The organism is Streptomyces sp. LZ34 (genome assembly GCF_053890475.1).
Map to the genome: position 1 here is coordinate 7,384,170 of NZ_CM132680.1, position 12,019 is coordinate 7,396,188.

Here is a 12,019-nt window from a genome sequence, read left to right on the forward strand (position 1 = left end):
TGACTCCCCTGTCGACGTATCAGTCACTCAGGAAGGGCTACGGGCCCTGGTGCGTGCCCTGCGCGAGGAGGAAGACGGCCGAGCGCTCCGCAGGGACCTAGCTAAGGGCCTGCGCGAGGCAGTCAAGCCCTACGCCGAGGGCGCGAGCAATGCGGCCCTATCAATCCCCTCGCACGGCTCCAGCGCCTCGCCCGCGCTCCGCCCGGCCATCGCTAAGGGCATCAAGCCCCAAGCCGACTTGACCGCACGCAGGACTGGCGCGCGGGTCCGGGTAAGGCGCACGCCTAACGTCCGTGGTTTCTCGAATGCACCGAAGCGCACGCAGTCCCGTAAAGGGTGGCGCACGCAGTCGTACGGCAATGACCGGTGGCGCGTCCAGTTCGGCAAAATCGGTTGGTTCGATGATGCGTTCAACGGCGTTGAATCCCAGGCGCGCGAGGCGATATTCAGGGCCATGGAAGACATGGCGCGGCGGATAGCGGAAAGGGCGCATTGATGTTCTTCGTGTATCACCCTGCGGGGCAGGATGAGCCGACCCGTTGGAAGTACGTACCGCAAAAGCTCATGTCTGCCGAGCGGGAAATGTTGGAGCGGCACACGGACCGTAACTTCTCGCAGTTCACGCAAGACGTACTACAGGGCAATAGCCTGTGCCGCCGAGCGCTGCTGTTCATGTTCCTGAAGAGGGATCACCCCGGCAAGATCAAGTTTGATGACGTCGATTTCGCCTGGGATGAAGTGCGCCTAGAGTTCTCTAAGGCCGAGTATCAGCAGATGATGGACGACGCCAGAGAGCGCCTTTCCGGCGATCAGTTGGCCACGGTGCTGGAAAAGTTCGAGGCTGAAGCGGCAGACGCGTACGACGATCCGGACGACTCGGGAAAAGCCTTTTCGCCCGTCGCAGAATGAGACACCTCGCGCTAGCCGCAAAAGTTCTCGGCATACGACCGTGGGAATGGTCGCTACTCACGGTCGAGGAAGCGGATTGCGTCTGTGACGCGCTCGACCAGTACGAGAAGGAAATACAAGAGCTTGCCAACCAGCGCTAGGGGGGGTGATTTCCCGTGGCGTCGGACACAAGCCTTGTTTTCAATCTGATTGCCCGCGATCAGGCTAGTGGTCAGTTGGCCACCATGAAAGAGAAGTTCGCCACCGCTTCCGCAGCCATCGGGACGGGAGTTGCGGCAGCGCTCGGCGTAGGTGTAGCCGCGAACCTCGACATGGAAGCAGCCAATGCGAAGTTGGCCGCACAGTTGGGTGTCGGTCCGGCTAAGGCTGCCGAGCTTTCCAAGGTTTCCGCGCGCATCTACGGGAATGCGTGGGGCGACTCGACCGCAACCGTAAATGAGGCAATCAAGGGTGTCTATCAAAACATCGGGGACACCAAGAATGCCGAGGGCGGGCTAGAGGGAGTCACGACAAAGGTTCTGGCACTGTCTCAGACTTTCGACCAGGATCTAGGCGGGACGACTGCCGCAGTCGGCCAGATGATTAAGACTGGCCTCGCCCGAAACGCCGATGAAGCCCTAGACATCCTCACGCGCGGATTCCAGTCCGGAGCGAATAAAGCGGACGACCTCTTGGATACCATGAATGAATATGGTACCCAATTCCGCAAATTCGGCATTGACGGCAAGATGGCTACGGGTCTGCTTACGCAGGGGCTGAAGGCCGGTGCCCGTGACGCCGATTTGGTGGCCGACGCCATCAAGGAATTTTCCATTCGCGCTATTGATGGCAGCACTACCACCGCGGCGGGCTTCAAAGCAATTGGGCTCAACGCAGGCCAGATGGCGGCGCAGATAGGCAAGGGCGGCTCCAGTGCGAATAAGGCCCTTGATCTCACTCTCGACAAGTTGCGCGGAATCCATGACCCCGTAAAGCGCGAGGCTGCCGCAGTCGCCCTTTTCGGAACTCAGGCTGAGGATCTAGGCGCGAGCCTTTACAAATTGGACCCCTCAAGCGCCGTACAGGCATTGGGCAAGGTTTCCGGCGCCGCAGACAAGATGACTAAGACTGTTGGCGATAACCCTGCGGCTGCGCTCGAAAGGTTCAAGCGGCAGGCGACTATGAAGCTTGCGGCAATCTCCGGCGGTTTCATTAGTTTCGCTATGCAGAATCAGGGGGTTTTCAAGCCTCTTGCCGTAGTGCTCGGCATTGTGGCGGGTGCGGTCATCGCGGTGAGCATCGCTCAAAAGCTCTACGCGACCTATACCGCCATCGCTGGGGCAGTTACTGCGATCTTCACCGCGGAGACTTGGGCGCTCAATACCGCATGGCTGGCCAACCCCATGACGTGGATCGTCGTTGGCATTGTCGCCCTGGTCGCTGCCATCGTCCTGATAGCCACCAAAACCCGATGGCTGCAACAGGGTTGGTCTATAGCGTGGGGCGCCATCAAGAGGGCAATTTCTGCTGTCTTTGACTGGGTCAAATCGATCTGGCCGATGATTCAGTCGATAATCACCAAGCCGATTGGGGCCGCGGCAAGCTTCGTGTCTCGGCAATGGGGCAACATCAAGAGCAAGACTGTCTCTATATTCACCTCAGTCATCAGCTGGATAAGCGGAGTACCGGGCAGGATTTTCGGTGCAATCGCTGGTCTCGCTACTGGGCTATACAACAGGGCCCACGGCGCATGGGTCCGTTTCAAGAGCGGCACTACGTCCGCTGCGTCGTCGGCCGTCTCATGGGTCCGCGGACTGCCCGGACGGATAAAGAACGCGATAGGAAACCTCGGGAGTCTCCTGTACGGCGCGGGAAAAGCCATCATCCGGGGTCTCGTCAACGGAATCAAAGCGATGGCAGGCAGCGTCAAGAATGCCGTTTCCAACGTGCTCAGCTCCGCGCGGAACCTCTTGCCATTCTCCCCAGCGAAAGAAGGTCCCTTCTCCGGGCGAGGCTGGACACTCTACAGCGGGCAGTCGATGATGACGGGCCTAGCGCAGGGCATCACGTCCAAGTCTGACGATGCGCGACAGGCAATGACGGATGCTTTGGCGTACGCCTCGCCGACGTCGAGCGCGGGGGGAATAGGCGCCCAGTCGATATCGCAGGCCGGCGCAGGCATGCGCCCCATTCAGGCGAATCTGGTTGTTGACGGCCGTGTGTTGGCGTCGATTCTTATCGACCACTTGCGCGGGGAAATCCAGCACATAAGCGGGGGCAACGTCCAACGCGCTCTAGGAAGGGGGTAGCTATGGCATTCCCGACCACTCCGCTTGATACGACGGTCGAGCTGTTCATCAACAGTGTTTGGACGGATGTAACCGCGGATTGCTATCTGCGGGACCCGATCACCATCACGCGAGGCAGAACCGCGCAGGGCGACCAGGTTGACCCATCGCGGTGCACGGTGACTTTCAACAACCGCAACGGCAAGTATTCCCCGCGCAACCCGACAGGCGCCTATTACGGGAAGATCGGCCGGAATACTCCCCTGCGCGTGAGCGTCAGGGCAGGCAGCAATGCCCTTGACCTCCCGCAGGGGGCGAGCGCGTACGCGAGCACACCGGACGTTTCCGCCCTCGACATCACAGGAGACATTGACATCCGGGTTGATGGCACGCTGACTAACTGGCTATCACCGGAAACCAACACGCTAAACACGACGGTTCTTGTCGCCAAACTCGGCCCCGCAGGAAATAAGTCGTGGATGCTCGCAGTCCGTGACTATGGTCTTTACTTCGAGTGGAGCCCGGACGGAAGTACCGTACTTAGCGCAGGCTCAACGCTGCCGCTGCCTGCGGGGCCGGATACGAGGACGGCCGTACGCGTCACACTCGACGTCGACAACGGCGCAGGCGGGCGCACAGCCACCTTTTACACGGCGTCGAGCATGGGCGGCACATGGGCGCAGCTTGGGGACCCTGTCACGGCGTCGGGCACCACGTCTATTTTCAACTCGACCGGCCCCGTGCAACTGGGCAGTCAGACCTATTTCGCTTTCAGTGCCAGCCGCGGGAAAATCCACGCTGCCCAGATACGCAGCGGCATAGCCGGAACGGTCGTTGCCAACCCGGATTTCAGCGCGCAGGCCACGGGCACCACATCGTTTACCGACAGTGCCGGACGCACATGGACGACCCAAAGCGGCGCCACCATCACTAACCGGCAAATCCGTTTTGTGGGCGAGGTAAGCGAGTGGCCTACTGAGTGGGACGTTTCAGGGCAGGACGTTTACACACAGGTCACGGCTGCGGGATTGCTCCGCAGGCTGACACAAGGTGTTTCGCCTATCAAGTCGACGTTGACACGGCGCATCCCCACAATGGGGCCACTGGCGTACTGGCCTATGGAGGAAGGGGCGAGCGCGACTAAAGCGTATTCGCCGATTGAGGACGTCCCGGATATGCAAGCCGTCGGCTTCACCTGGGCGTCGGTCGATACGCTGGCTGGCTCGGCTGCGCTGCCGACCGTAGGCAACACAAGCATTCTCCGCGGGCCCGTTCCTCGCCCATCCGGCACGCCGACAAGTTGGCACGTGGAATTCGTCTACAACCTGAGTTCCGTTACCGCCACACCCCGAAGTGTCATGAAGATTGCGTCTTCCGGGACGGTACGGGAATGGGCTCTACAGCTCTCTACGGGTGCCGCCCGCATTTTCGGCACAGATGAAGACGGAGCGGTAATCGTCAATGACACCTACGCCGTGGGTAGTGACCTATACGACGGTCGGTGGAATCGCTGGCAATTCCGCCTGTCGGCGAGTGGCGGCACCGTCACGTACACGTCGCAATGGGCGAACGTGGGTGGAGTTGGCGGCAGCGCGTCCAACACCTACAGCGGCAGCATTGGCCGTGTCCTCGACGTGCATTCACCCGAGACTGGGTTTAGCCAAGACCTAAGCGGCATGGGCCTGGGGCACATAGCGGTGTTCTCACCTCAGCAGCTAAGTGCCTATGAAAATGTCGACATCGGCCTGAGTGGGGAAACGGCCGGTACCCGAATGGTCCGTCTCACCGCCGAGGAACGCATCCTTTTCGCGCTGTTCGGAAACCCTGGAATACAGGCGCCTGTCGGGCCGCAAAAACCGGCTACGGTGCTAGACATCCTGGGCGACGCTGCCGAAGCTGACGGCGGAATTCTCTACGAGCAGCGCTCTAATACGGGACTGATCTACCGGGACACGTCCAGTCTCTACAACCAGCCCGTACGCCTCGCGCTGAACTACGCGACGGCCGGGCATATCTCACCGCCGTTCAAACCGTCTGATGACGACCAGTACCTACGCAATGAGGTAACCGTGACGCGCCGAGATGGCACGTCTGCGGTTGCCTCGCTCGACGTCGGCCCGCTATCCACTCAGGCCCCGCCCAACGGTGTTGGCAGATATCAGGATTCGAAAGACATCAACTTCTATGACGACGACCAGCCGGCACAGATGGCGCAATGGCTTATCTATATGGGCACCTGGGATGAGGCGCGATATCCGACGGTGCACGTTGACCTGTCGGCAGGCGTGAGCCTCACAGAGGACGTAACGGCCGTTGACGTGGGTGACCGCATCACCATTTCGAACCCTCCCCCGTGGCTACCTCCCGACCAAATCGACTTGATAGCCCAGGGATATACGGAAGTGATTGGCGTCTATGACTGGGACGTCACCTTCAATTGCACGCCTGGGGGTCCGTGGTCCCACGTCGCCCAGGTGGGCACGTCACGTGCGGACACGGCAGGCAGCACACTGGCCACGGGCGTGACCGCAACCGCAACGGCACTGAGCATTGCGACCGGTTCGGGGCCCGTGTGGGCCGACTCTGTCACCTATCCATCAGACTTTCCCTTTGACGTCCTCATGGCGGGCGAGCGCATGACCGTGACCGCTATTAGCGGCTCGACGTCGCCCCAGACGTTCACGGTTGTCCGGTCGGTCAACGGAGTGTCTAAGGCCCAATCTGCGGGCGCCATTGTGCGTCTTTTCTCGCCTGCCTATGTTGCGCTCTGAGGGGGTGCACGAATGACAGCATGGAAAGCCGGAATGTTGATTACGGCTGCGCGTCTGCTGGACGACACGCCGACCACCACCACATCGGGAATCGTGGCTGCAACCGGATTCACGGTGACCACCTTTACCGGCTACCGGGTCGGCAACGCTATCGAGCTCAACGCGAACATTCAGCGCACGGGCGCCGATATCCCAGCAACCACAGGCAATATCAATGATGTTCAGATCTGCACTATGCCCGTAGGGTGGCGCCCCACGGTAGGCACGACTGATTTTTTCTGGGACAGCGGTTTTGAATCCGGCGCTTTCGTGATGGGCACGGACGGAATATGTACGCTGAGAACAGCGACGGACAACATCAACACAAACGCCAACATCCGATTGCACGCCGTATTCATCGTGGACAGCTAAGGGGGCACCTAGTGCCGGACCCGCTGAAAGCCCATCTATTGGTCCGCATCGAAACGAAACTAGACCTGGTCTTGCGGCACCAGGAGGACCACGAGGGGCGTATACGCGTGCTGGAAAGTCACGGCACCATCGACCACGACCAGCGGATAGCCTCGCTCGAAAAGTGGCGCCATGCGCTGCCTACTGCCGCGATTCTCAGCCTCGCATCCGTCATCACAGCCGTGATTACCGCCGTACTCAAGTAGGGGCAGGCATGATAAAGGGCATTGACGTTGCGTCCTATCAGAGCGCCACATACTCAACCGCGGGACTGGATTTCGTCTTTGTCAAGGCGACCCAATCAACCAACTACACCAACCCCAAGATGGCCGCCCAGGCTAAGCGAGCTCGCGATGCGGGTCTAGTCGTCGGCTATTACCACTTTCTAGTCAAGGGCCACCCCAAGGAACAGGCAGCCTATTTCGTCGCCCAGGCGGGCGAGCGCGCAGGCGACATATTGGCCTGCGACTGGGAGAGCAACACAAACGGCACCTACCCGAGCAACGCCGAGAAAGACACGTTCATTCGGGAAGTGAAGCGCCTGCGTCCACAATGCCGAGTAGTGCTGTACTGCAATCGCTCCTTCTGGACGACGCGTGACACCACGTCCTATGCGGGCGACGGCCTATGGATTGCCGATCCCGACCGGCCCGCGGGACATCCGAACATCCGACACCCCTGGACGTTTCACCAGTACTCAAGCGCGGGGGGCATCGACCGCAACGTCGGTAACTTCCCGGACCGCGCGGCACTCAAGAAATGGGCTGATGGGGTCACGCCGGCGCCCCCTTCCAAGCCAGCCCCGAGCACGCCCAGCAATGGAGACAGCACCGTGCCTCTCACCGCCCAGCAAGTACACGACGCGGTATGGACGCTCGACCAGATTGCGGCGCCGGACACTGCCCCGGACCGCAAGACCAATCCGACCTGGCAGGCACAGAGTTGGCTCAAGGACGCGGGTAACGGCGTCCGGGCGCTGCGCGTCGAGCTCGGCGCAGTCAAGGCCCAGGCGGCCGACAACGGGCGCGCCCTGGGCGCTGTGCTGGCACGGCTCGACGCGCTCACGGCCATCGTGGTGCAGCTCGCCGACGGTGGGAGCGAGGGACAGTGATGAAGACGTACGCGTACGTGATGCGCCTCGCCGAACAGACGGCCGTTACGGCCCTGGCTGCCTTTCTGACGGCCTGGGGAGCGTCCGGCTACAGCCTCGCTCGCGGAGCGCTCGGCGCAGCCGCAGGCGCGGCCCTGCGGGCGCTCTACGGCGTACTGGCGAAGCCGGTTGGCGACCGGACGCAGCCGAGCATCAAGTAGGCCCAGGACACGCGAAAACCCCCTCAGGCCCTGTCGTAGGGCTTGAGGGGGTTTTCTTTATTGCTGGTGTCCCTTACCCACACTCCCAGCATTCCGCCACATGCAAGGCTAGGTACCTTTCCTTCCTTTGCTCTGCCTTGCCCTGCGCCTCTGTCATTTCTTCCTTGTCCTGGCGCCCCCTCGCTTTCCTCGTTCGCTCACTCCACATGTGAACCTCTTTGTTGAAATGCCTTGCCATCCGTGCATACGCATCGCAGCGCACAGTCCCAATCTGCGGCGGGGGTCCTGAACACTTGCGGCAGTTCACCGCGTGCGAGGAAAGTGCATTCTCTTTCTTTGTCTGGTAGCTCGCTGCCAGCGAGAGCGCGAGTCTCGCGACACCCACATTTCCGCCTGCGTTCGCGGCTCTCCGGTCGTAGTGCGCTATTCTCTCGTCGAGCATTGCGGACATCCCTTTGTAGACGTCGCAGGGGAACGGTGGTTTCTCCCGAGTTTGCATCGCGTGCCTTTCTGTGTGGGCGAGGGGGCGTTTTTGGTTGCGCTTCGGCTGGTCACTCGCACATGGAGCAACGCACCACGTGCGCTACGAGAGCTGTTTGTTTCTGGATGTACGCGTTCGATACGACTAGCTGAGCACTAACCCTTTCTACGCCGGTAGTCGCGTCCCGTTCCTGTTGAATTGCATCCCCCAGCCTTTTCCCCAAGCGCTCGGCTTGATGCGTGTATAGCTGGCACCGAGCGGGGCGTTTCGGCAGCGGCTCGCACACGGGGCAGGCATCCACGTGGGCATTGAGGGTCTTGGTTTTGACTGCCTTGCCCTCTTTCAATTCTCGCTCCGCTGCGGTTCGCAGCCTTTCGTCAGTGAGGTGTTGCGATTTGCGGGCTTCAATGTCGATCGCTTCATCAAGGCGCTCGGCGATCATTTGAAACCAACTGCAACGCATGGGCTCCACTGCGTTTCCCCCAACGTGATTTGCTGTGCTCATAAAGTGCCCCCTCACCCTTTACCGGGCGAGGGGGCACTTTTGCGTTTAATGGTTCACTGCCCAGCGCCCGCGCGGCGCCCCGGAATGGCAGCCGTCGGGGGCATCACTTTGTTTCGGTCTCGCCGATCTTGGCGCGTGCCGCGCGCCATTTCTCCCGCAGCAATGCGGCATGACCACAGTCACGACCGTGTGTCAGGCAACTGTCGTGACACAGTGCGGCATGCGTGATGAATGCCCCCCATGCCTTTTTCACTGCCTCTTGTACCGCGTCACTGTCTGCGGTCATGGGGTGGTATTCAGCCTCGGTCGATGAGTCGTCGGCCGACCGTGCGTGTTCGGTCATGGGCGCCGCGCCCCTTCCGGCCCTGGTGCCTGTCCGCCCGTGTGGAGCGCTGCGGCGCGCTGCTGCCTGTCGTGCTCGATCACGTGGGACCGTACGAGCGGCCCCATGACTAGCCAGTCTGCGGACGGCTCTGAGGGGGGCGCGGGCGGTGGCTCGGCCCTGCCGTGCCGCGCTTCGCGGCGCAGGCGCCCAGACTCGACGCAGGGGGGCCATACGTCCGGCATCGGCCGGTTGGGAGCGGCTACCGGCGCCGGTCGGCCGGCGGGCGCCTGGGCGCCCTTCCTGTGCCTGCCTCGCGGGCGAGGTGGCCAGAAAGCCACGGCCCAGGCGAGCAAGCGAACGATAAGGTCTAACACGGTCAACAGCCCTTTCTGTTGGCTGCCCCGGTTCGGCTCTGCCCGCCGTTCCGGGGCGCTTCTGTGTTGGGACGCAGGGGCCCCGGCCCTGCGGAGACTGCGGGGCCCCTGCGCGGGACTCGACCAGCCGCGACGGGGGCGCATGCTGGGAGTCCTCTTGCGCCCGCTACACGGTGATTTCCTGCCGTGTAACGGGAATCTGGGGGGTGTGGCGCGTCGGATGCTGGGGCGGATCGATCGCGAATAAGCGCCGTTCACCGGCCACGGATATCCGCATTTCGTACCTGTGCCCCCGGTACAGCTCTAGCGCCACTGAGCGGTAATTGTGGGTCGTGTACCAGCGGTCGAAAGCGAAACGCTCGCCGCGGGTTAGCGGCAACTCTCGAACCACACGGGCCATGGCCCGTATCGCCTGCGTCCTAGTCCGGTAGGACTCTGACCGCTTGCCGTAGTTCAGTCGGTACACGTGACCTCTTTTGCGATCACGAAACGCGCCCAGACGCATTTTCCGTATGTCCTGGACCTGAACCCCCAGGACTCCGCAAGCCGAGCAACGAGTAGCAACCCGCGCCCGTTTTCCTGGTCGTCGGTGGCGATCCGGATTCGGGGAATTTTCTCTGTGTCTGGGTCGGACACCTCAAGTACTAAGGCGCCACCTTGAACAGAGACAGTGATCTCAATTTCGGCGAACGTGATGCGGCAATGTTTGATCGCGTTGGACACCAGTTCGTCAGCCGACAGGGTGACGTCGTCGGCAAGATCGCCGTCAACTCCCCAGTCAGCAAGGGTCTTCCGCACCCGGATTCGTGCATCCGGGACGCTGCGCTTGTGTTTGGAGACACGGAAGGTGTCTCGTCGCTGGTCCGCCGTAGCGGTAGTGGGCATCTGCGCTACCCCCTGACTGTGCGTCAAGATCGCGCCACGTAGCGGCGCGTACACGAGGCTAGGGCCCAAGTCGACAGGTTCGCAAGCATGTCGCGATGCATACATGCTGTGCGTACCTCTATCGTGGCAGCAAGCCCTACAGTTGTGCCCGAGACGCGATGGGTGCCCGATGAGAGGGGAAGCGATGCCCGCAGGAGGACGGCCGACCGTGCGCAGTAGGCGACTCGGCGCAGCGCTCAAGAGGTACCGACTCGGCGCCAAACTCGACCAGCCGCAGGCGGCCGAAGTGCTGGGGGTGCATCAGGCCAGGGTCAGCCGAATTGAAAGCGGGCATGTAACCGCTCGAATCCCGGAAATTCGCGTGTTGCTGGGCGCCTATGGCATCGATGACCCCAAAGTCGGCGCAAAACTCGAAACGTTGGCCAAGAACGCCAACCGGCGCGGGTGGTGGCTTGAGCATGCGGCGCACCTACGGTCGGATTACCTCGACCACATTTCACTAGAGGATGACGCCACCTTTATTCGAGAGTGGCAACCTTCTCTGATCCCTGGGCTACTGCAAGTCCCTGCCTACGCTGAGGCGATTATCACGAGTTCGCATGTCTTCATCGATCCTGACAAGGTGACGAAACTAGTGGAGGTAAAGGAAGACCGACAAGCGAAGATCGAAGAGAGGGAGGGCGCGGCAAACTATGCGGCGATCATCTGGGAGCCGGTAATAATTCACTCGATTGTGAAGCCTGAAATCCACCAAGAGCAACTAGCCCATATGCTCGAAGTGGGTAAACGGCAAAACGTGACGCTACAGGTGTTGCCCGTATCTGCGGGAGCGAAGGCGGGTATGCCTTCCGCTTTCTCGTGCTTCTCGTTCGATGCTGAGCCGATCGTGGAAGCGGTCACGTTGGATAACCTGCGCGGGTCGTCCATCCTCGAAGCAGCCGAGGACCTTACCGCTTACTCTCTCGCGTTTGACCAGCTACGATCGGCAGCACTGGCACCGGATGAAAGTTCACGTCTCATCCGGCGCGTCCTGCGGAACAGCAAGGAAGAAAAATGACCGTTGAGGTTATAGGGGCCTACCGGAAGTCGACGTATTCCGGCCCAGAAAACAACTGTGTAGAGGTTGCGGAAACGGCCGATCATGGCCGTGCCGTACGGGACAGCAAGGATCAGAGCGGACCGCATCTGACGTTCACAGGCGCGGCATGGCAGGCATTCCTGCTGGACGTCAAGGCAGGGCAGTTGGACCGCTAGGCAGTGCAGGAGCGCGAGGGGCCCCCGGCAACGGCTTGCCGGGGGCCCTGTCGTGTCGTCGGCCGTCCGCTCGCCCTGGGCGCCCCCTGTGCGGGCCCTCGCGGGCGCCTCGGATGCCGGTCGGGCGGAGCCTCGCGCAGGGGTGAGGATGGCCGTTTCACCCCTTGCCCGCAGCGCCTGCGGCGAGGCTCACGGATGGTTAGCTGCGCCTAACTTTCCGTGAGTCCCCGGATATGTGTAAAGCTAAACGCGAGACCAAATCTTCCCCAACTGCCCAGGTCAGGCCGGATATTTGATGGCTCATCAGATTTTTTTCTAGGTAAGTAGCAAAGACGGCCTTGACACGTGGTTTACCTGAGACCACCGTGGATGCCTTCCGAACGGATCATGTCGTTTCGGACATCCGCATAGTTGAGGCCGGTTGGAAGAACCGTCGCCAGATGACCCAAGGGTCGGCGGCCAGATTGTCACCGGTATGCCGCTAGGA

Annotated in this window: 12 protein-coding genes and 1 pseudogene; 10 read left to right on the plus strand and 3 right to left on the minus strand. The window is 61.3% G+C overall.

The features are described from left to right. Nucleotides 1-49: 49 nt before the first annotated feature. The 8 genes and pseudogenes from ACWY4P_RS30635 to ACWY4P_RS30670 all read left to right on the plus strand — a co-directional run bounded on the left by ACWY4P_RS30635 (nucleotide 50) and on the right by ACWY4P_RS30670 (nucleotide 7,708). Nucleotides 50-496, plus strand: a complete 447-nt coding sequence (locus ACWY4P_RS30635) for a hypothetical protein (RefSeq protein ID WP_456203688.1) — start codon at nucleotides 50-52, stop codon at nucleotides 494-496. Next, complete coding sequence (locus ACWY4P_RS30640; protein ID WP_456203689.1) at nucleotides 496-909, plus strand: hypothetical protein; 414 nt, start codon at nucleotides 496-498, stop codon at nucleotides 907-909. Before ACWY4P_RS30635 ends, ACWY4P_RS30640 begins: the two co-directional genes overlap by 1 nt. A gap of 155 nt (nucleotides 910-1,064) precedes the next feature. Continuing rightward, nucleotides 1,065-3,197 (plus strand): phage tail tape measure protein, encoded by a 2,133-nt coding sequence (locus tag ACWY4P_RS30645; RefSeq protein WP_456203690.1) that lies wholly within the window; start codon nucleotides 1,065-1,067, stop codon nucleotides 3,195-3,197. Nucleotides 3,198-3,199: 2 nt separating this feature from the next. Next, a complete protein-coding gene (locus tag ACWY4P_RS30650) occupies nucleotides 3,200-5,947 on the plus strand; it encodes a hypothetical protein (RefSeq protein ID WP_456203691.1) in 2,748 nt (915 codons plus the stop codon). Nucleotides 5,948-5,959: 12 nt separating this feature from the next. Further along, nucleotides 5,960-6,358 carry a hypothetical protein gene (locus ACWY4P_RS30655; RefSeq protein ID WP_456203692.1) on the plus strand — a complete coding sequence of 133 codons (399 nt, stop codon included), beginning with the start codon at nucleotides 5,960-5,962 and terminating at the stop codon, nucleotides 6,356-6,358. A gap of 11 nt (nucleotides 6,359-6,369) precedes the next feature. After that, entirely contained in the window at nucleotides 6,370-6,603 is a 234-nt protein-coding gene (locus ACWY4P_RS30660; RefSeq protein ID WP_358846408.1) for a hypothetical protein, read from the plus strand. A gap of 8 nt (nucleotides 6,604-6,611) precedes the next feature. Beyond that, nucleotides 6,612-7,169 (plus strand): annotated as a pseudogene (locus ACWY4P_RS30665) (glycoside hydrolase family 25 protein); the annotation flags it as partial. A 338-nt stretch (nucleotides 7,170-7,507) separates the two neighbouring features. Further along, nucleotides 7,508-7,708, plus strand: a complete 201-nt coding sequence (locus tag ACWY4P_RS30670) for a hypothetical protein (RefSeq protein ID WP_456203693.1) — start codon at nucleotides 7,508-7,510, stop codon at nucleotides 7,706-7,708. A 551-nt stretch (nucleotides 7,709-8,259) separates the two neighbouring features. Here ACWY4P_RS30670 and ACWY4P_RS30675 read toward each other — a convergent pair. From ACWY4P_RS30675 to ACWY4P_RS30685, 3 genes are all read right to left on the minus strand, one after another. Beyond that, complete coding sequence (locus ACWY4P_RS30675; protein WP_456203694.1) at nucleotides 8,260-8,694, minus strand: hypothetical protein; 435 nt, start codon at nucleotides 8,692-8,694, stop codon at nucleotides 8,260-8,262. 103 nt (nucleotides 8,695-8,797) lie between these two features. Further along, nucleotides 8,798-9,037, minus strand: coding sequence for a hypothetical protein (locus ACWY4P_RS30680; protein ID WP_456203695.1), 240 nt, complete (start codon nucleotides 9,035-9,037; stop codon nucleotides 8,798-8,800). Between the two features lie 809 nt (nucleotides 9,038-9,846). Next, nucleotides 9,847-10,278, minus strand: coding sequence for an ATP-binding protein (locus tag ACWY4P_RS30685; protein WP_456203696.1), 432 nt, complete (start codon nucleotides 10,276-10,278; stop codon nucleotides 9,847-9,849). Between the two features lie 184 nt (nucleotides 10,279-10,462). On the opposite strand from ACWY4P_RS30685, the gene ACWY4P_RS30690 reads away from it, so the two are divergent. Continuing rightward, nucleotides 10,463-11,335, plus strand: a complete 873-nt coding sequence (locus ACWY4P_RS30690) for a helix-turn-helix domain-containing protein (RefSeq protein WP_456203697.1) — start codon at nucleotides 10,463-10,465, stop codon at nucleotides 11,333-11,335. Next, nucleotides 11,332-11,532, plus strand: a complete 201-nt coding sequence (locus ACWY4P_RS30695; protein ID WP_456203698.1) for a DUF397 domain-containing protein — start codon at nucleotides 11,332-11,334, stop codon at nucleotides 11,530-11,532. The genes ACWY4P_RS30690 and ACWY4P_RS30695 overlap by 4 nt, the downstream gene beginning before the upstream one ends. Nucleotides 11,533-12,019 lie beyond the last annotated feature (487 nt).